Origin of the sequence: Cobetia amphilecti, assembly GCF_032923285.1 — a bacterium.
In the GTDB taxonomy this organism is placed as follows: Bacteria; Pseudomonadota; Gammaproteobacteria; order Pseudomonadales; family Halomonadaceae; genus Cobetia; species Cobetia amphilecti.
Genome location: NZ_CP136695.1, coordinates 1789781 through 1809517 on the forward strand (window position 1 = coordinate 1789781; position 19737 = coordinate 1809517).

Annotated in this window: 15 protein-coding genes; 5 read left to right on the forward strand and 10 right to left on the reverse strand. The window is 62.9% G+C overall.

Features of this window, described 5'->3' with window-relative positions; translation table 11 throughout:
• Positions 1-159: 159 nt before the first annotated feature.
• The gene (locus R1T44_RS07715; protein WP_225348116.1) at positions 160-1812 is read left to right on the forward strand and encodes an ABC transporter substrate-binding protein; all 1653 of its coding nucleotides are present in this window, start codon (positions 160-162) and stop codon (positions 1810-1812) included.
• Positions 1813-1994: 182 nt separating this feature from the next.
• Here R1T44_RS07715 and gcvP read toward each other — a convergent pair whose 3' ends face one another.
• Both gcvP and gcvH read right to left on the reverse strand, forming a co-directional pair.
• A complete protein-coding gene (gcvP, locus tag R1T44_RS07720; protein WP_317292830.1) occupies positions 1995-4889 on the reverse strand; it encodes an aminomethyl-transferring glycine dehydrogenase in 2895 nt (964 codons plus the stop codon).
• A 311-nt stretch (positions 4890-5200) separates the two neighbouring features.
• Entirely contained in the window at positions 5201-5593 is a 393-nt protein-coding gene (gene gcvH, locus R1T44_RS07725; protein ID WP_043334495.1) for a glycine cleavage system protein GcvH, read from the reverse strand.
• Between the two features lie 897 nt (positions 5594-6490).
• On the opposite strand from gcvH, the gene R1T44_RS07730 reads away from it, so the two are divergent.
• Together R1T44_RS07730 and gcvT are read left to right on the forward strand one after the other, a co-directional pair.
• Positions 6491-7852, forward strand: coding sequence for an alanine/glycine:cation symporter family protein (locus tag R1T44_RS07730; RefSeq protein WP_225996440.1), 1362 nt, complete (start codon positions 6491-6493; stop codon positions 7850-7852).
• Positions 7853-8106: 254 nt separating this feature from the next.
• Positions 8107-9240, forward strand: a complete 1134-nt coding sequence (gene gcvT / locus R1T44_RS07735; RefSeq protein ID WP_394805766.1) for a glycine cleavage system aminomethyltransferase GcvT — start codon at positions 8107-8109, stop codon at positions 9238-9240.
• Between the two features lie 264 nt (positions 9241-9504).
• On the opposite strand, the gene R1T44_RS07740 is transcribed toward gcvT, so the two are convergent.
• The 3 genes from R1T44_RS07740 to R1T44_RS07750 form a co-directional block, all read right to left on the reverse strand.
• The gene (locus R1T44_RS07740) at positions 9505-9711 is read right to left on the reverse strand and encodes a cold-shock protein (RefSeq protein WP_043334489.1); all 207 of its coding nucleotides are present in this window, start codon (positions 9709-9711) and stop codon (positions 9505-9507) included.
• Positions 9712-10347: 636 nt separating this feature from the next.
• Complete coding sequence (locus tag R1T44_RS07745) at positions 10348-11010, reverse strand: 3-oxoacid CoA-transferase subunit B (RefSeq protein WP_043334487.1); 663 nt, start codon at positions 11008-11010, stop codon at positions 10348-10350.
• A gap of 127 nt (positions 11011-11137) precedes the next feature.
• Positions 11138-11839 carry a CoA transferase subunit A gene (locus tag R1T44_RS07750; protein WP_043334485.1) on the reverse strand — a complete coding sequence of 234 codons (702 nt, stop codon included), beginning with the start codon at positions 11837-11839 and terminating at the stop codon, positions 11138-11140.
• 385 nt (positions 11840-12224) lie between these two features.
• Between R1T44_RS07750 and R1T44_RS07755 the strand changes: the two genes are divergently transcribed.
• Complete coding sequence (locus tag R1T44_RS07755) at positions 12225-13121, forward strand: LysR family transcriptional regulator (RefSeq protein WP_043334482.1); 897 nt, start codon at positions 12225-12227, stop codon at positions 13119-13121.
• A gap of 132 nt (positions 13122-13253) precedes the next feature.
• Here R1T44_RS07755 and R1T44_RS07760 read toward each other — a convergent pair whose 3' ends face one another.
• From R1T44_RS07760 to R1T44_RS07780, 5 genes are all read right to left on the reverse strand, one after another.
• A complete protein-coding gene (locus R1T44_RS07760; protein WP_225347831.1) occupies positions 13254-14063 on the reverse strand; it encodes an alpha-ketoglutarate-dependent dioxygenase AlkB family protein in 810 nt (269 codons plus the stop codon).
• 85 nt (positions 14064-14148) lie between these two features.
• Positions 14149-14700 carry a phosphatase PAP2 family protein gene (locus tag R1T44_RS07765; protein WP_043335024.1) on the reverse strand — a complete coding sequence of 184 codons (552 nt, stop codon included), beginning with the start codon at positions 14698-14700 and terminating at the stop codon, positions 14149-14151.
• The gene (locus tag R1T44_RS07770) at positions 14672-15829 is read right to left on the reverse strand and encodes a glycosyltransferase family 4 protein (RefSeq protein WP_043335027.1); all 1158 of its coding nucleotides are present in this window, start codon (positions 15827-15829) and stop codon (positions 14672-14674) included. The genes R1T44_RS07765 and R1T44_RS07770 overlap by 29 nt, the downstream gene beginning before the upstream one ends.
• 236 nt (positions 15830-16065) lie before the next feature.
• Positions 16066-17019 (reverse strand): LysM peptidoglycan-binding domain-containing protein, encoded by a 954-nt coding sequence (locus R1T44_RS07775; RefSeq protein WP_225347832.1) that lies wholly within the window; start codon positions 17017-17019, stop codon positions 16066-16068.
• Complete coding sequence (locus tag R1T44_RS07780) at positions 17009-17911, reverse strand: acyltransferase (RefSeq protein WP_043335030.1); 903 nt, start codon at positions 17909-17911, stop codon at positions 17009-17011. The genes R1T44_RS07775 and R1T44_RS07780 overlap by 11 nt, the downstream gene beginning before the upstream one ends.
• Positions 17912-18182: 271 nt before the next feature.
• On the opposite strand from R1T44_RS07780, the gene nhaD reads away from it, so the two are divergent.
• Positions 18183-19472 (forward strand): sodium:proton antiporter NhaD, encoded by a 1290-nt coding sequence (gene nhaD / locus R1T44_RS07785; RefSeq protein WP_213114316.1) that lies wholly within the window; start codon positions 18183-18185, stop codon positions 19470-19472.
• Positions 19473-19737 lie beyond the last annotated feature (265 nt).

Consider the following 19737-nt stretch of genomic DNA (forward strand, 5'->3'; position numbering starts at 1 on the left):
GACACGTGATTGACGGAAGTGGTTGTTGGAAGACGCGACACAACAATAACGCCAATGAAGGGACATCCCATGAGTCAGCACATCATTCGACCCGCACGCCTGCGTTACGCCATCGCCTTCGCCACGGCGGCGGGGCTTGCCGGCCTTTCCAGTCAGGCCATGGCCGATCAGTATCAGGATGCGGCAAGGAAGTGGATCGATCAGGAGTTCTCACCCTCCACGCTGAGCAAGGACGAGCAGATGTCCGAGCTCGAATGGTTCATCAAGGCCGCTGAACCGCTGCGCGGCATGGAAATCAAGGTGGCCTCGGAAACCCTGACCACCCATGAATACGAGTCCAAGGTGCTGGCCAAGGCCTTCAGCGAGATCACCGGCATCAAGCTGACCCACGACTTGATCCAGGAAGGCGACGTCATCGAGAAACTGCAGACCCAGATGCAGTCCGGGCGCAATATCTACGATGGCTACGTCAACGACTCCGACCTGATCGGCACGCACTTCCGCTATGGCAAGGTCGTGCCGATCAGCGACATGATGGAAGGCGACGGCAAGGCCTTCACCTCGCCGACGCTGGATCTGGACGACTTCATCGGGCTGGATTTCACCACCGGCCCGGATGACAAGCTCTATCAGCTGCCGGACCAGCAGTTCGCCAACCTCTACTGGTTCCGTGCCGACTGGTTCGAGCGCGAAGATTTGAAGAAGCAGTTCAAGGACAAGTACGGCTACGAGCTGGGGGTGCCGGTCAACTGGTCGGCCTATGAGGACATCGCCGACTTCTTCACCAATGACGTCAAGGAAATCGACGGTGAGCGGGTCTACGGCCACATGGATTACGGCAAGAAGGACCCGTCACTTGGCTGGCGCTTCACCGATGCCTGGTTCTCGATGGCGGGTGCCGGCGACAAGGGCCTGCCCAACGGCCTGCCGGTGGACGAGTGGGGCATTCGTGTCGAGGAATGTCAGCCGGTGGGCTCCTCGGTGACACGTGGCGGCGCGGCCAACGGCCCGGCGGCCGTCTATGCCACCACCAAGTATGTCGACTGGCTGGGCAAGTACGCACCGCCGGAAGCCCAGGGCATGACCTTCTCCGAGTCCGGTCCGGTGCCGTCCCAGGGCAACATCGCCCAGCAGATCTTCTGGTACACCGCCTTCACCGCCGACATGACGCGGGATGGCCTGCCGGTGGTCAACGACGATGGCACCCCGAAGTGGCGCATGGCGCCGTCGCCGCATGGCCCGTACTGGGAAGAGGGCATGAAGCTTGGCTATCAGGACGTGGGCGCCTGGACCTTCTTCGATTCCACGCCGGAGAAGAATCGTCACGCGGCCTGGCTGTACGCGCAGTTCGTCACCGCCAAGACCGTCTCGCTCAAGAAGACCCTGGAAGGGCTGACGCCGATCCGCGAGTCGGATATCCAGTCCCAGGCGATGACCGATGCCGCGCCGAAGCTGGGCGGTCTGGTCGAGTTCTATCGCAGCCCGGCGCGGGTGCAGTGGTCGCCGACCGGGACCAACGTGCCGGATTACCCGAAGCTCGCCCAGCTGTGGTGGCAGTACATCTCCCAGGCCGCCAGCGGCGAAGCCACGCCGCAGGAAGCCCTCGATGGTCTGGCCAAGGCGCAGGACCGCATTCTCGAGCGTCTCGAGCGCGCCAAGGTGATGGACAACTGTGGGCCGAAGCTCAACGAGGAGCGTGATGCGGAGTACTGGTTCGCCCAGCCGGGTGCGCCGAAGGCCAAGCTGGACAACGAGAAGCCCAAGGGCGAGACCATCGCCTACGACGAGCTGCTCAAGAGCTGGAAGGAGTAAGTTTGGCCGGCGCGACAGTGCGCCTTCGAGCAGTTTCCTGAAAGACAGCAGCAACGACAACGCCCCTGCCGGTTTCCCGGCAGGGGCGTTTTTGTGCCACAGCGATCAGCGACAGCGTTTCATCACTTTCTCATTGCTGGCTTACCGTTACGGCTTTTAATTACCGCGTTCAGTCACGGCTCTCAATCACGGTAGAGATCGATGCTCGGGCAGGAGCAGATCAACTGACGATCGCCGTGCACGTTGTCGACCCGGTTGACCGCCGGCCACTGCTTGGCGGCCTTGACGTGCTCGCTGGGGAAGGCGCCGATCTCGCGGGAGTAGCTGCGCGTCCACTCGGCGTCCATCAGGTCGGCCTGAGTGTGCGGCGCGTGCACCAGCGGGTTGTCTTCCAGGGTCCACTCACCTTGCTCGACACGGGTGATCTCGGCGCGAATCGCGATCATCGCCTCACAGAAACGGTCGATCTCGTAGAGCGACTCGGACTCGGTGGGCTCGACCATCAGCGTGCCCGCCACCGGGAACGACATGGTCGGCGCGTGGAAGCCGTAGTCGATCAGACGCTTGGCGATGTCTTCCTCGCTGATGCCGGAAGCGGCCTTCAGCGGGCGGATATCGATGATGCACTCATGCGCCACGGTGCCGTTCTTGCCGCGATAGAGCACCGGATAGTGCCCATCGAGACGCGTGGCGATGTAGTTGGCGTTGAGGATCGCAAGCTCGGTGGCTTCACGCAGCCCCTGCGCGCCCATCATCTTGATGTAGGCCCAGGAGATCGGCAGGATCGCCGCGGAACCGAAGGCGGCGGCCGAGACGGCGGTGCATTCCGGCTTCACGCCTTCCAGCGGGGTGACCACGTGGTTGGAGACGAACGGCGCCAGGTGGGCCTTGATGCCGATCGGGCCCATGCCCGGGCCGCCGCCACCGTGGGGAATGCAGAAGGTCTTGTGCAGGTTGAGGTGCGAGACATCGCCGCCGAAGTCACCCGGGCGGCAGATGCCGACCTGAGCGTTCATGTTGGCGCCGTCGATGTAGACCTGGCCGCCGTGGTCGTGAACGACCTGACAGGCCTCGCGCACGGTTTCCTCGAACACGCCGTGGGTGGACGGGTAGGTGATCATGATCGCGGACAGCTTGTCGCTGTGCTGTTCGGCCTTGGCGCGCAGGTCGGCGATGTCGATGTTGCCGTTGGCGTCACACTCGACCACCACCACCTTCATGGCGGCCATCGCGGCGGAGGCCGGGTTGGTGCCGTGGGCGGAGCTGGGGATCAGGCAGATGTCGCGCGCGCCTTCGCCGATGGAGGCCTGGTAGCGACGGATCGCGACCAGCCCCGCGTATTCCCCCTGCGCGCCGGAATTCGGCTGCATGGAGATGGCGTCGTAGCCGGTGATCTCGACCAGGAAGGCCGACAGCTCATCGATCATCTGCTTGTAGCCGACTACCTGATCCGACGGTGCGAAGGGATGGACGTTGGCGAATTCGGGCCAGGTGACCGGGATCATCTCGGTGGTGGCGTTCAGCTTCATGGTGCAGCTGCCCAGCGGAATCATCGCGTGGGTCAGCGACAGGTCCTTGTTCTCCAGACGCTTCAGGTAGCGCAGCATCTCGGTTTCCGAGTGGTAGCGGCTGAAGGTCGGGTGGGTCAGGAAGTCGCTGTCACGCTGGCAGGCCGCCGGAATCGCGCTTGCGCCCTTGGCCAGCAGGTCCTGGTCCAGCGCGGCGACGGACAGGCCGTGCTCCTCGCCGAGCAGCACGTCGAACAGCACGCCGACGTCAGCGGCGGTGGTGGTCTCGTCGAGGTTGATGGTGATGCGGCCGTCGCCGTGGTGGCGCAGGTTGATCTCGTGGGTCAGCTCGCGACCGTGGATCTTGCCCTCATCCACGCCGGTCACGGTGATGGCATCGAACCAGCTGTCGTGGGCCAGTGCCATGCCGCAACGGCTGACGCCCTCGGCGAGAATGCTGGTCAGGCGATGCACGCGGGTGGCGATGCGCTTGAGGCCCTCGGCACCGTGATAGACGGCGTAGAAGCCGGCGATGTTGGCCAGCAGTGCCTGGGCGGTACAGATGTTGGAGGTCGCCTTCTCGCGGCGGATGTGCTGCTCGCGGGTCTGCATCGCCATGCGCAGTGCCGGGTTGCCGCGTGAGTCCTTGGAGACGCCGATGATGCGGCCCGGGATGGAGCGCTTGAGCTTGTCGGTGGTGGCGAAGAAGGCCGCGTGCGGGCCGCCGAAGCCCATCGGCACGCCGAAGCGCTGGGAGGTACCGACGACGATGTCGGCGCCGAGGCTGCCCGGCGACTTGAGCAGCACCAGGCTCAGCAGGTCGGCGGCCACCACGCTCATCGCGCCATTGGCGCGCGCGGCGTCCAGCAGCGGCGCGAGGTCGCGCACCTGACCGGTGTTGCCCGGATACTGGAAGAGGGCGCCGAAGATGTCGTGCTCGCCGACGTTCTCGGCGGCATCGATGATCAGCTCGAAGCCGAAGTAGTCGGCGCGGGTGCGCATGACGTCCAGGGTCTGCGGCAGCACGTCATCGGCGATGAAGAAGCGCTTGCTCTTGCTCTTCTTGTTGCCGCGTTGACACAGCGCCATGGCCTCGGCAGCGGCGGTGGCTTCGTCCAGCAGGCTGGCGTTGGCCAGCTCCATGCCGGTCAGGTCCATCACCGCCTGCTGGAAGTTGAGCAGTCCTTCGAGACGGCCCTGGGCGATTTCCGGCTGATACGGCGTATAGGCGGTGTACCAGCCCGGATTTTCCAGCACGTTGCGCTGGATGACCGCCGGCAGGTGGGTGTTGTGGTAACCCTGACCGATATAGGTCTTGAACACCCTGTTCTGACGCGCGAGGCGCTTCAGGTAGTCCAGTGCTTCGGATTCCGTGCGTGGCCCTTCGAGATCCAGCTCACGGCCCAGACGAATGGCGGTGGGCACCGTGCGGTCGATGAGCGTGGCGATGCTCTCTTCGCCCAGCGTCGCCAACATGCGCGTCACATTGGCATCGGTCGGCCCATTGTGGCGGGAGATGAAATCGTCGTGTCCGGCCAGCTGGGCCAGGGTAAGCGTCTCGTGAGCCATGCAAGAAATCCTGTGCTGCAACGGGGACTGCAGAGGGCAGTCCGCGGGAGGAACATCACCGTGCCAGCGAGGAAGCGGCGGGCAGGGCGTCGGGAATCATGGGGGCATCGACATCACTGCCGAGCATGCTGCAGTTGCTTCACTCCCCGCGCGACCTGCAAGGGCGGTCGTGTCAGGGGCGTCGTGCCATCGAAACGGGGTGGCGCAGTCACGAGGGTGGCTGTGCGCGAGTGCGGCTATATGCGAGCGCGGAAAGGCGCTGAAACCTCCTGCCCTGAGCGTCTGCGGCATGGACAGGAGGTTGACGGCGATCAGGCTTCGCTTTCGACCAGCTGAGAATAGGCATCAGCGTCGAGCAGCTTGTCGAGTTCGGCGCTGTCAGCGACCTTCATCTTCAGAATCCAGGCATCGTCATAGGGGCTTTCGTTGACGGATTCCGGCGCGTCTTCGAGGCTCTCGTTGACGGCGATGACTTCACCGGCCAGCGGCGCGTACAGATCAGAGGCCGCCTTGACGGACTCGATGACCCCGAACTCTTCTTCCAGCGCCAGCTCACGGCCGACTTCCGGCAGTTCGACGAAGACGACGTCGCCCAGCGCTTCCTGGGCGTGGTCGGTGATCCCGATGGTCACGGTGCCATCACCGTTGTCCTGAACCCACTCGTGACTCTCGGTGTACTTCAGCGTGGCGGGAATATTGCTCATGAGTGTTTTCCTATGTGAAAAGATTTTCTGATTCAGGGAATCGGTACGTCATTATGCCCCAAGGTCCCGGCGTGTGGCAGTGGCAGACTGCCGCGTGATGCTACGACTTTGGGCGTGTATTGCTGACGGCCGTACCTCTATCGTGGTCTGTCACTCTTCGGGCGTCCAGTGTCTTGCGTGGTTCACTCATGAAGCCCGCCATCACGGGCCTGCCTGGCCCATGGATGTGCATCGCTGGCCAGGCCGCCCAGCGCCTTTCCAGCGCGCCGTGACACCTCGTGAGAGGTTGAGTGCATTGCAGCAGCGCGGGAGATCGGTCGCGCCAGTGGGCGAGGATGTCCGGGTCACTGTTGCGAGGCGCTCAAACTCGCGTTATGGTGCCGACAGTTTCTTATCGGAAACTTGTTTCCATGTTGTGTCGTGAAGACCCGGCTGTCAATGCCTGATGCGTTCGAGCAGAGCGAACCTGATGAGAGCGCGTGAGAGTGCTAGTGGCGCTGAGGGAGTCTTTACCTGAGGGTTACCGCGCCGGGCATGCGGCTCGGCTTTCGGTTCGTCATTTGTCTCGACATCCGGCTCGGTTTGTTGTGAGACTTTTTTCGTCAGTCTCGAGATCACCCGGCGCAGGATCTGCTGCCAGAAGACACGATGAGGCGATGAAACATGCGAGTTGGCGCAGTCTCATCGTACTTTTTACGCAATGATTGCCTCACCTGCCAGCGTAAAGCCCTGTTGGGCTAGTGAAGTGAGATAGCTTCCGCTAATGTGAGCTGTCCCAACGGTGAAAATGCCGTGGGAGGCTCGTCGCGGGTCGATCACCCGCCTGGGGATGGTACCGCCACGAGTCACTGCGCATCGTGTGATAACAACAATTCAGCGGAGGAAATCTGCGTGGAAATGATCAGTTCCGTCTTTAGTGCCATCAATGGCGTCGTCTGGGGCCCATTGATGCTGATCCTGTTGCTCGGGGTCGGCTTCTATCTTCAGGCAGGCCTCAAGGGCATGCCGCTTCGCAAGTTGGGTACCGGCTTCAAGCTGTTGTGGAATGGTCGTGCGCCGGGCAAGGATGGCGACGGCGAGATTTCTCCTTTCAATGCCCTGATGACGTCGCTGTCGGCGACCATCGGTACCGGCAACATCGCGGGCGTGGCAACCGCCATCGCGCTGGGTGGCCCGGGGGCGATCTTCTGGATGTGGATCACCGCGCTGGTCGGCATGGCGACCAAGTACGCCGAGGCCGTGTGTGCCGTGCGTTATCGTGAAGTCGATGACACCGGCAACCATGTCGGTGGCCCGATGTACTACATCCGCAACGGTCTGGGCGCCAAGTGGGGCTGGCTGGGCGGTGCCTTCGCCTTCTTCGGTTGCTTCGCGGCCTTCGGCATCGGCAACACCGTGCAGTCCAACTCGGTCGCGGATGCGCTGGAAACGTCCTTCGCCATCCCGCACTGGGTCTCCGGTGTGGTGATGATGGTGCTGGCCGGCGCCGTGATTCTCGGTGGCATCAAGCGTATCTCCAGCGTGGCGGGCAAGCTGGTGCCGTTCATGGCCATCGCCTACTTCCTGGCCGGCATCATCATCCTGGTGATCAACGCCGACCAGATCGGCCATGCCTTCGGCCTCATCTTCACCTATGCCTTCAATCCGGTCGCGGCTACCGGCGGCTTTGCCGGGGCAGCGGTGATGGCCGCCATCCGCTTCGGTGTGGCGCGCGGTATCTTCTCCAATGAAGCGGGCCTGGGCAGTGCGCCCATCGCCCACGCGGCGGCGCAGACCAAGAACCCGGTTCGTCAGGGGCTGGTCGCGATGCTGGGGACCTTCATCGACACCATCATCATCTGCACCATCACGGCGCTGGCGATCATCACTTCCGGCCTGTGGTCTTCCGGGGAAACCGGCGCGGCCCTGACCTCGATGTCCTTCGATCAGGCGCTGCCGGGCGTGGGCAACCACCTGGTGGCCATCGCGCTGGCGGTCTTCGCCTTCACCACCATTCTTGGCTGGTCCTTCTATGGTGAGAAGTGCTTCCAGTACCTGTTCGGTACGCGTGCCATCATGCTGTATCGCATCGTGTTCGTGATCGCGATTCCGCTGGGCGCGATGGCCAAGCTCGACCTGATCTGGCTGATGGCGGACACCTTCAATGCGCTGATGGCGATTCCGAACCTGATCGGTCTGGCGCTGCTGTCGCCGGTGGTCTTCAAGCTGACGCGTGATTATTTTGATGGCAAGGAAGTGCTGGCTGGCGAAGATCGCTGAACGACGCTGATGACTCGCCTGGCCCTACCGTGCCACTGACTGCCTTCTGCATCGCTCGGGTCACCTGATCTGGGCGGTGCAGGCGCAGGGTGCCCTGTTCAAGTCGGCAGTGCTCTTGAGAGCAGTGCCCATGCCGGCAGGGCTCCTGACAGCGGTGCCCTGACAGCAGTGCCCATGACAACAAGCCTCTAGAGAGCGTGTGCCGTTCGGGTGCCATCTCTGAGAGTCATCGCAAGCCAACCTGGAGAATGACGATGTCCGATTCCGCCGCAGTGACGGGTCTCAAGCAGACCGCCCTTCATGACCTGCATGTCGAGCAGGGGGCCAGGATGGTCGAGTTCGCCGGCTATTCCATGCCCGTGCAGTACCCGCTTGGCGTCAAGAAGGAGCATGAACACACGCGCGCCAAGGCAGGGCTGTTCGATGTCTCGCACATGGGGCAGTTGATCCTGCGTGGCGAGAATGTGCAGGCGGCGCTGGAGGCCCTGGTGCCGACGGATATCATCGACCTGCCGGTGGGCATGCAGCGCTATGGCCTGCTGACCTCCGACACTGGCGGTATCCTGGATGACTTGATGATCGTCAATGGCGGTGATCACCTCTACGTGGTGGTGAACGCTGCCTGCAAGGATCAGGACATCGCGCACCTGCGGGTCGGCCTGCCGATGGATATCGAGCTTGAGGTGCTGGATGATCGGGCACTGCTCGCACTGCAGGGGCCGATGGCTCACGCGGTGATGCAGCGTCTGTCGCCCGAGGCCTGCGAGCTGACCTTCATGCACCATGCCCACGTCACCATCGAGGGCATCGAGTGTTGGGTCAGCCGCAGTGGCTATACCGGCGAGGATGGCTTCGAGATCTCCGTGCCCGATGCCGACGCAGAGCGTTTCGCGCGTCTGTTGCTGGCGATTGAGGAGGTGGAGTTCATCGGTCTTGGCGCGCGGGACTCGCTGCGTCTCGAGGCGGGGCTGTGCCTGTACGGTCACGATCTCGATACCACCACCTCGCCGGTGGAAGGCAGCCTGATCTGGGCGTTGGGCAAGGTGCGTCGTCAGGGCGGCGAGCGTGAAGGCGGCTTCCCGGGGGCCGATGTCATCCTGACCCAGATCGCCAACAAGGATCACACCCGCAAGCGGGTGGGGCTGGTTGCCCAGGGGCGTGCGCCTATCCGCGAAGGGGCTGAGCTCTATGATGCCCAGGACAATCGTATCGGTGTGGTGACCTCCGGCAGCTTCGGGCCGACCTATGGCAAGCCGGTGGCGATGGGCTACGTGAGCATCGCTCACAGCGCACTCGAGACCGAAGTGTTTGCCGATGTGCGTGGCAAGCGTCTGCCGATGACGGTGACGAAGATGCCGTTCGTCGAGCAGCGCTACTATCGGGGGTAAGCGCACCGTGGTCAGGTGAGCCACAGTCAGGCTCGCTGCGAGGCGTGACGACCCGTCGCGGGTAGCAGCGCCTTGAAGAGATACGAAAAGGAAGGGAAACGAAAAAGGGACTGCCCAGGCAGTCCCTTTTTTCATGTCTGGCACTCGGGCATGCGGAGGGATGCGATACCCCGCGGCGTGCGCGAACGCCAGACGCAGAAAAGCCCGCCGAAGCGGGCTTTTCTGTCGGAGGAGGGGTTAGCCTCTTCCAGCTAAAATCAAAGCTTAGTCGATCAGCTTGATGTTAGCGGCCTGGAGGCCTTTCTTGCCCTGGGTGACGTCGAAGGAGACCTTCTGACCGTCTTGCAGAGACTTGAAGCCTTCAGCCTGGATTTCGGAGAAGTGTGCGAACAGGTCGTCACCGTTGTCGTCCGGAGAAATGAAGCCGAAACCTTTGGTGTCGTTGAACCACTTGACTGTGCCAGTTGCCATGATCGTAATTCCTTACTGATGATATTGCCGGGAGTTACCCGATAAACGTGGGTAAAACAAGGAGGATATACACCAGGTACCGAAGTGCTTCGATCACGACTGACGATATTCGACTTGCTAACCAACGAGAGCAATACTGCGCTGCTCGGGCGGTAAGGTCAAATGAAATATCAAAAACTTATCCTTTTGCCTAATAATCGTGCGCAGAATTCGCCCGCAAAGCCGTGCCAATAGTGCTGAGAATTTCGCCACACCGAGGGCAAGGAGTCCGCTTGTTTTTTATCCCGTTATCTTGGTGTGAGCGATGACACCTGTAGGTAAAAGACCATAGTGCGGCTTTTCTTGTATAGGGGGTTGAATGGCGCAAAGCCCCGTATGGCGGGCGATGGACACAAAAAAGCCGGCAGCGATGGCAGCGCTGCCGGCGGATGGCGTCGAAGCCATCAAGGCTCTCGGAGAGAGGATGTGATGCGCCCATCACATCATGAGAGATTTTCCTCAAAAGAGTCGGCAAAAATCCGTGGGATGCCGGGGCCGTGTTTTGCCACCCTCGAGCGAAATTGTTTCATGAGTCAAAAGTGGCTCGAAGGTCAAAAGCGGCGCGAGGGTGGCCAGTGCCCGGGGGCAGAAGGTGCCTCAGGCGTCCAGCTGCATTTCCGGCACGTGTTCGGGGACGACCAGTTTGCCTGCGGTCAGGCGCTCGATTTCCTCGACGCTCACGCCTGGCGCGCGCTCCAGCAGGTGGAAGGCACCATCCTTGATCTCGAGGAAGGCGAGGTCCGTCAGCACGCGACGGATGCAGCCGGCACCGGTCAGCGGCAGTTCGCACTGGCTGAGCAGCTTGGATTCGCCGTGCTTGGAGGCGTGGGTCATGGTGCAGATGATGTTCTCGGCACCGGCGACCAGGTCCATGGCGCCGCCCATGCCCTTGACCAGCTTGTTGGGGATCATCCAGCTGGCGATGTTGCCGTTCACGTCGACCTCGAAGGCGCCGAGCACCGTGAGGTCGACGTGGCCGCCACGGATCATGGCGAAGGATTCGGCCGAATCGAAGATGGCGGCGCCATCGATGGCGGTCACGGTTTCCTTGCCGGCGTTGATCATGTCGGCGTCGACTTCGTCTTCATAGGGGTAGCGACCCATGCCGAGCAGGCCATTTTCGGACTGCAGCATCACCTCGATACCGTCGGGGATATAGTTGGCCACCAGTGTCGGGATGCCGATTCCCAGATTGACGTAGGAGCCGTCCTGGATTTCCTGAGCCACTCGCTGGGCCATCTGTTCGCGTGTCAAAGCCATGATTGTTTCCTTGTCTTGGGTGCCATCAACCATGAGGCACTGTGCCGTGTCGTGAAGGCGGTCGAGAAAGTTCGCCGTGGGGCCTGTCGCCCTGATGGCGGCGATTCATGCCGGCGGAGCCCTGGGCTCAACGCGAGCGGACGGTGCGTTTCTCGATGCGCTTCTCGAAGTTGCCCTTGATGACGCGATCCACATAGATGCCGGGCGTGTGGATGTCGGCGGGGTCCAGTTCCCCCGGCTCGACCAGCTCTTCGACTTCGACCACGGTGATCTTGCCGGCGGTGGCGGCCAGCGGGTTGAAGTTGCGCGCGGTATGGCGGTAGACGACGTTGCCGTAGCGGTCCGCCTTCCAGGCCTTGACGATGGCGAAGTCGCCCTTGATGGACTCTTCCAGGATGTAGGGGCGGCCATCGAACTCGCGCACTTCCTTGCCTTCGCCGATCGGTGTGCCGTAACCGGTGGCGGTGAAGAAGGCGGGGATACCGGCGCCGGCAGCACGCATCTTCTCGGCCAGCGTGCCCTGGGGAGTGAGGATCACTTCCAGATCGCCGTCGAGCAGCTGCTTCTCGAACAGCGCATTCTCGCCGACGTAGGAGGCAATCATGGTCTTGATCTGACGGTCTTCCAGCAGGATACCGAGCCCGAAGCCATCGACGCCGCAGTTGTTGGATACCACGGTGAGGTCCTTGGCGCCGAGGCGCTTGATCTCTGCAATCAGGTTCTCCGGGATACCACACAGGCCGAAGCCACCGGCGATTACCGTCATGCCATCTTCGAGGCCTGCCATGGCCTCCGCGTAGCTGGTTACCACCTTGTTGAATCCTGCCATGCGAATCTCCTTGAGTATCCAAGCTGTTGTTGTCGGGATGTCTTCATCATTGCCGACAATCCTGAGTCTGTATATATTTAATAAGTTTGTTTTTTCTATCCATTGATCAGTTTTTGATAAGAATAGATCTGCTGTTTATCGAACCTGCTCGCGAGGAAAAAGCCTGCCAAACCCCATACTGGCGCGGCTGACGCGGTAGCGGGGCGGAATGGCCTGAGCTGAGCGGTCAGTCATGTGAGAGCTTCGTGGCTGTCATCTATGACCAATGGCCTAGATGCCCTGCAAGCCTGACCTGCGAGCGCCTGCTCTGCGAGCAACAGACGACGAACTGCGCTACATCACCTCTTGTGACATCTCTTGAAACAACCCCGGGACAGGACACGACATGACTCTCAAACAGCTGAAGGCCTTCGTGGCCGTGGCGCGCACGCTGTCCTTCGCCGAGGCGGGCACGCTGGTACATCTCTCGCAGCCGGCCCTGTCGTTGGCGGTCAAGAATCTGGAGGAGTCGCTGGGCGGGCGCCTGTTTCAGCGCTCGACCCGACAGGTCAGCCTGACGCCGGAGGGGCGCGCCTTCTTCCCGCTGGCCAGGCGTCTGCTGTCGGACTGGGAGCATGCCGAGGATGAGATGCGCCAGCGCTTCAGTCTCGGGCGCGGCCGCGTGGCTCTGGCCGCGATGCCGACCTTCGCCGGCAATCTGCTGCCCGGGGTGCTGGCCGATTTTCGCCGCCAATATCCGGAGATCACCATCGAAGTGAACGATGTCATCGCCGAAGAGGTGGTCGAGCGGGTCACCGATGGCCGCGTCGAGCTGGGGATCTGCTTCGACCCCGGCGTGCGGCAGGACCTGGTGTTCGAGCTGCTGTTCGAGGACCGCTATGTGGCGATCATTCCCCCCGGCCATGCCTTGCTGGCAGAGGCGCCGACCTCCATCGAGTGGTCACGACTGCTCAAGGAAGACTTCATCACGCTGCAGCGGCCCTCGGGGGTGCGTCGCATGCTCGAGAAGCGCCTCGAGGATGCGGGCATGGCGCTGCATGTCGCCTTCGAGACTCACCAGCTGGTCACCTGCGGTCGCATGGTGGCGGAAGGTCTGGGCGTCAGCGCGGTGCCGGCGATGAGCGCGGCGCAGATGAGTGCGCTGGGTTGTCAGTGTCTGCCGCTGACAGGCCCCGAGATTCAGCAGCGGGTCGGGGTGATCCGTCGCGGCCGCCATGAGCTGTCGGTGGCGGTACAGGCGATGCTGGAGACCCTGCGCGCGCGTTACCCGTCGGCGGATTGAGTCCGGGGCGCAGTGACGCTGGAAGGGGCAACAAAAAGGGACAATAAAGCAGGCGTTAGAGCTGGAAGAGAGCAGGAAGAGGGCAAGAGGAGAGCGAGAAGAGAGAAAGCAGAGTGCACAAGAAAGATGACCTCAGCGCGAGGGCGTCAGCAACTGGCGGTAGGTCAGGCTGATGCGTAGCCCCTCCAGCTTGCGCGGCGGCAGCGCATGATGGAGGCGGTCCTGACAACCACGGCCCATCACCAGCAGCGAGCCGTGCGGCAGCCACAGATTGAACGCCGGCGTGTCGGCATAGGGGCTGCGCGGATGGCCCTTGAAGCGCAGGGGGCGCTCTCGTCCCAGCGAGATGGCGAGCACGATCGGGCGAGTGCCCAGTTCCGGCTCGTTGTCGCTGTGCCAGCCCATGCGGTCGGCGCCATCGGCGTAGCGATTGGCCAGCAGGCTGTTGAAATGCTCCGGGATCACGGGCTCGTTGCGCCCCAGGTCATCGCGTTGCGGGCTGAGCTCGTGATTGATGGCATGACGCGACAGCTCGCCCAGCTGCCAGGCGGTCATGTGCCAGGGGTTGGGTTCGAACAGACTGCCGGAGTAGCGATAGCGGGCGCCGACATCGCCCATCCACACCTGACGGCGTGGAATCGGGTGCGTCTTGCCATGCACGCTCAGGCTGGGGCGCTGCCAGTCGAGATCGCCCTCCAGCGTGACGAGGGCCTGATCGGCCTGCAGCGGCGTCAGGGCGCGCGGCTTGAGATACAGCGGATGCAGGGGGTGGCGGTACCAGCCGTGCGCGAGGTCGAGCCAGTCCTCGGGCAGTTCGCGCGGGCGAGCTGCCAGGGCCGAGCCATCCGCCGCCGCCTGGCGCGCAGCCCCATCAGCCGCGGACGTCGAATCAGAGGTCGTGAGGGCGGCGAAGAGGTCGTCGCCAGCAGAAGGAGTCGTCATGCGGCGAGAGTGCCAGAGCCGCGTCAGGTTGGGCAAGTGGCTCTCGATTCGCGCCGACCCCGGGCTGACGCATGACTCGCGAGCATCAGGTCGTCAGCAGCGCCTCGAAGGTCAGGATGGCCACCTCGGCAAGGCCCAGCCCCAGCAGCGCGCCGGCCAGCACATCACTGACGTAATGCAGGCCAAGGATCACCCGGGAAAGCGCGATCAGCAGTGCCAGCGGTGTGACGAGGATGGCAAGCTCCGGCAGCTGCTGAGCGGTCAGGCTGGCGAAGAGGGCAGCATGCAGGGTGTGACCGCTGGGAAAGCTGTAGCGGTCCAGCGGCGGCATGGTGCAGTTGATGGTATTGAAAGTGATGAACGGGCGTTCCCGACACAGCCGTGTCTTGAGCGCGCGGTAGAGCAGTGCCCCGGCACCAGCCGCCAGGCCGAATTCCAGAAACAGCCAGCCGCCCATGGCATGGTGCAGCGGCAGGCTCAGCGTCAGCAGCGCCCACACCGGCCAGTCACCCAGGCGCGAGACGATACGAAACAGGGTGAGTATCGGCCGGAACAGCGCCAGGCGCGCGACCTGGCGGCACAGGCGCCACTCCAGAAGGTCCAGTCGCTCAAAGACGGGAAGGCTGCGATCGTGCATCGGGCTTCTCCTCGGCGTGACGCAGGCAGGTCAGAAAGCCCTCGGCGATGCGGCTCCAGCCCAATGGTTCGACGCGCACGCGGGCGGCACGTCCCAGTCTGGCGATGCGGGCCGGCCGCTGGCAGGCCTCCACCGCCTGTTCGATGAAGCGCTCCGGCTGGCTGCAGGGCGCCAGCAGGCCCTGGTGATCATCGCGGATCACCTCGGCGGCCGCCGCGTAATCGAAGGCGATCACGGCCAGTCCGCTGGCCATGGCTTCCAGCACCACATTGCCGAAGGTCTCCGACAGTGACGGGAAGACGAACAGGTCGGCACTGGCGTAATGGGCGGCCAGCGCCTCACCGGTCTGGAAGCCGGCGAAGATCGCCTCGGGCAGGCGCTGCTCCAGACGCTCGCGCAGCGGGCCGTCTCCGACCAGCACCAGGGCGAGGTCCGGTTGCACGGCCAGCATGGCCTCATAGGTGCGGATCAGCAGCTCGATGTTCTTCTCGGCGGCCAGGCGCCCGACGTGCAGCGCGACGGGTTGCTGTGAGCTGACGCCCCATGACTTGCGCAATGCTTCGCTGCGATGACTGGGCGAGAAGCGCTCGCAATCCAGGCCGCGTCCCACCACCTGCACATGCTCGAAGCCTTGCTGCATCAGGCTGTCTGCCTGGGTGCGGGTCGGTACCAGCGTCATGTTGGCGGCGTTGTGGAAGCGGCGCAGGCCGCGCCGTACCAGCGGGCGTAGCGCCTTGAGCCGGTAGTGGGTGCTGTATTGATCGAAATTGGTATGGAAGCCCGCGACCACCGGCAGGCCCAGACGGCGGGCGACCATCAGCGCGCTGATGCCCAGCGGGCCTTCGGTGGCGATATAGACGACGGAGGGGCGATGCTCGCGCCACATGCGCATCAGGCGCTGCGGCGCCGGCACGCCGACCTGCACGGTGTCATATCCGGGCAGGCGGAAGCCGCGTACCTGAAGCTCCTGCTGGACACGCGGCTCCAGGCTGCCATCTCGGGTGGCGGGACGAATGAGTTGGAGCTCACAGCCGCGTGCGATGAGTTGATCGCACAGATGACTCAAGGTATGAGCCACGCCATTGATCTCCGGATGCCAGGTTTCACTGACGAAGGCAATGCGCTCCATGACGTCTCCCTAGATGACTATTGTGGTCATTATCGAGAGAGGGAGTGACGGCGGCATAACAAGCAGGTGACGAAGCGATGACACACCCTCAACCCCTCACAACTCAGAGGTATGAGGGTTGTCTCATGAATCGTCAAGCAAGGACGACAGTCACCGGCGTGGCACCGGCGCTGTCGTCATCTGGCGGGGATTGGAGGTGGCGCCATGTCGGGCTGGCGCCGTGAAGCAACGCTGGTTCAGCGCTTCTCGAGAATCTCGCGCGGGTCGATCGGCTTGCCGCCGTGGCGCACATCGAACAGCAATTCATGCTGACCGTTGTTGCCGCGTGCGACGCGACAAAGCGGCGTGCCCGGAGTGACCTGCTGACCCACCTTGACCAGAATCTCGCCGCATTGGGCCAGCACGCTCTGCAGGTTGCCGGAGTGGTGCAGGATGACCACGTTGCCCAGTTGGCGCATGGAGTCGGCGAAGCGCACTTCGCCCCGCGCCGGTGCACTGGCGATGCCGCTGGCGGCGGTACGAATCTGCATGGGCGCCAGCTGGCCATTGCCGTTGGTGCCGAATTCACGCGTCACGCTGCCGGCGGCAGGCCAGCGCCATGACTGGCCCGGCTTCTGCAGCGGGCCGGGGTCCGGGCGGGCGACCAGGCTGCCACCGCTGGCGCGCGCGGCCGGGGCGCTGCGGCTCGGGCCACCGTTAAGCGGCACCGAGATCAGCATGCCGACATCGAGATCATTGGGGTCCTTGCCGGGGTTGGCGGCCTGAATGCGCTGCGGGCTGGCACCGAAATAGCGACCGACCTTGGAGTAGGTATCGCCGGGGCGCAGCTGATAGCGATACGGGCCGCCGGAGGGCGCCCGCTCACGCGCGGTGGGCACCAGGATGCGCTGACCGACCTTGAGGTCACGAATCTTGACGCCCGGATTGAAGCGCGTGAGGCGCAGCAGGGGAATGTCGGCATCGCGTGCGATCTGCCCCAGGGTATCGCCCTTCTGGATGGTGACCCACTGGCCGGCCGGCGAGCCGGAATAGCTGCCGGTCGCGCAGCCGCTCAGCCACAGGCCGAGACAGATCAGCGCCAGCCAGCGCAGCGCGACGCCAACACGCTGCAGAAGTGGACGGTTCACGTCAGGTTCGGCCTGCGCTCGTGCCGAGAAGTCCGCGGCATTCAGGCCGTATTCAGTGTTCATCAATGTCATTCCCTGCACGTGACAGTCGGGCATCCTTGTCCTTCCAGACCTGATTGAGCCATTGCTGGAAGCGCTCGCGATAGGCGGCGTCCGCATGATAGTTGCCGTCCAGCATCCAGGGCTCCAAGGGCCGCTGAGTGATGACGAGCGTGATGTCGCCCCCGTGACCGCACAGGAACTGCCAGAAACTGGCATCGGCATGTCGGTAATCGAGGGTGGCATCCAGAATACCGGAAAGTCGATCGCCAAGCGTGTTGATCACCTGGGCACTGCCGCCGGCACGCGGCTTGAGCAGGTGCTGGAAAGGGCTTTGCTGCTGGTTGTGCTTGGCGGGCGTGAAGCGAGTGCCTTCCACGAAGTTGAAGATCGCCATCGGCGCCTGGCGTGAGCGCTCGCACATGCGTCGCGTCGCTTCGCGATCACGCTCGGCGAGCCGCGGATTGCTGGCCAGTTTCTGCTGGCTGTAACGGCGCATGAACGGGAATTCCAACGCCCACCAGGCAAGGCCGATCACCGGTACCCAGATGAGCTCCTGCTTGAGGAAGAACTTGGGCATCGGCGTACGACGGTGCAGGGCGTACTGGAGAACGAAGATGTCAGTCCAGCTGCGATGATTGGCGATCACCAGCCACCAGCGACGTCGGGCAGACCCATCGCGTAGCGATGGCGGCACGTGGATGTCCCAGCGCGGACGCAGCACATGGCGAATCCACAGGTTGTTGGTGCCGATCCAGCCCATGGCGAGGCGGTTGAGCCCCTCCAACATGTGCAACTGCAGGCGGCGCGATGGCGTGATCAGCTTGAGTGCGGCCAGCAGGTAAAGCGGCAGCGCCCAGCACAGGGTATTGATGATCAGAAAGACAAGGCTGATGACACCTCTGATACTCGACATGCATGACTCCTTCATCAGGTGGCGCCATCGTAATTCACCCAAGAGTGGATGCCCACCCCGCTTGCGTGGGGGATGGCAACCCTGCGTTGCACGAAGCGAACGCCCCTCAGGTCGAATGGCGGGGCGCACGCAGCTGTGATGAGATGCATTGCCGGTCGTGTGACGGGTCGGTGCAAGGGAAAGGTCGTGGCAGGGTTCACGTTGAAGTCACGCCGGGCACCGTCAATCATCGCCGCCGCTGCGCGACGATATCTCAGGGAGTGAGAGTGGCATGTGGTTGCAGGGACTGTTGATCGGGCTGGCGCTGGCCGCCTTCGTGTTGATTGCCATAGAGGATGTGATCCATCTCAACAAGGCCAAGACGACCTTGTTGCTGGGCACCTTCAGCTGGTTGCTGCTGTTCATCTTCGGCCCCGCGGCCCTGGCGGTGGATGATGTCCCCGAGGCCTTGAACGAGAACCTGCTCGAGATCGCCACCTTGTGGCTGTTTCTGATGGCGGCGATGACCTTCGTGGCCTTTCTCAATGCCAAGGGGCTGATCGCCAATCTGATCTACCGCCTGCTGCCGAAACGCATCGGGGAGCGCGGCCTGCTGTATCTGACGGGACTCTTTGCCTTCGCCTTTTCATCGCTGGCCGACAACATCACCGCGACGCTGGTATCGCTGACCCTGGTGCTGTCGCTGGGCCTGGCGCCGAAGAAGACGCTGCGCTTTGCGGTGCTGGCGGTATTTGCCGTCAACTCCGGCGGCGTGGCGCTGATCACCGGGGACGTGACCACGCTGATGATCTTCCTGGCGGGCAAGGTGCGCATCAGCGAGCTGATGCTGCTGGCGCTGCCGTCCTTCCTCAGCGTGATGCTGCTGGCGACGCTACTGCTGCCCGGGCTGGGAGGCGAGGTGAACCTGGTGCGCGAGCCACGCGAGACCCGGCGTCTTGATCGTCTGGTCGCCTGGCTGTTTCTGGCCACCATCCTGTCGACCCTCGGGCTCAACGTGCTGTTTGGCGTGCCGCCGCTGCTGACCTTCCTGTTCGGGATGTCGTTGATGTTCCTGCTTGGACATGTCGCCGAACGGCGCAGCGACAGCGAAGAGCGCCGCATACTTGATTACATTCGTATTATCGAATTCGATACATTGCTATTCTTCCTCGGCATCCTGCTGATGGTCGGGGCGCTCAAGGAAGCTCGTCTGCTGGAAGGCCTGGCACAGCTCTATGCCCTGATGCCGGCGATGCAGGCCAATTATCTGGTCGGGCTGCTCTCGGCGTTGGTGGACAACGTGCCGCTGACCGCTGCAGTGCTCAAGGCGGATGTCAGCATGAACGATGCCGAGTGGCTGGCGCTGACCTATGCCGCAGGTGTGGGTGGCTCACTGCTGGTGATTGGCTCCGCCGCCGGGGTGATCGCGCTTTCCAAGGTGCGTGAGGTGAGCTTCATGAGTTATCTGCGCTTCTTCCCGGCGTTGTTACTGGCCTACAGCGTGGGCTATCTGGGGGCATACTGGCTGGGCGGGCAGATCACGAATACGCCAGTGACATTGGCGCTCTCGTCTCTAGGCTGATTTGAGGGGTGCTGGGGGGGGGGTTCACTACGGCCACAGCCGCTGCCACAGTGGCCGTCTGATGCACTGCCAGATGCGTGGTCGGAAGGGGAATTGGCGCTGTTTGCGGTCGGCTGATCATTTTTTGATCAATCTGTCTGCGCTCGCCTGATCTCGATGGCGATACCTAGATGTACAGAGATTCTTCACAGCTTTTTCCACAGCTTCTGTTGATAACCTGTCTGCGACGTTAGGTTTAGAGGATCAGGCACAAGGCGCAGGCATG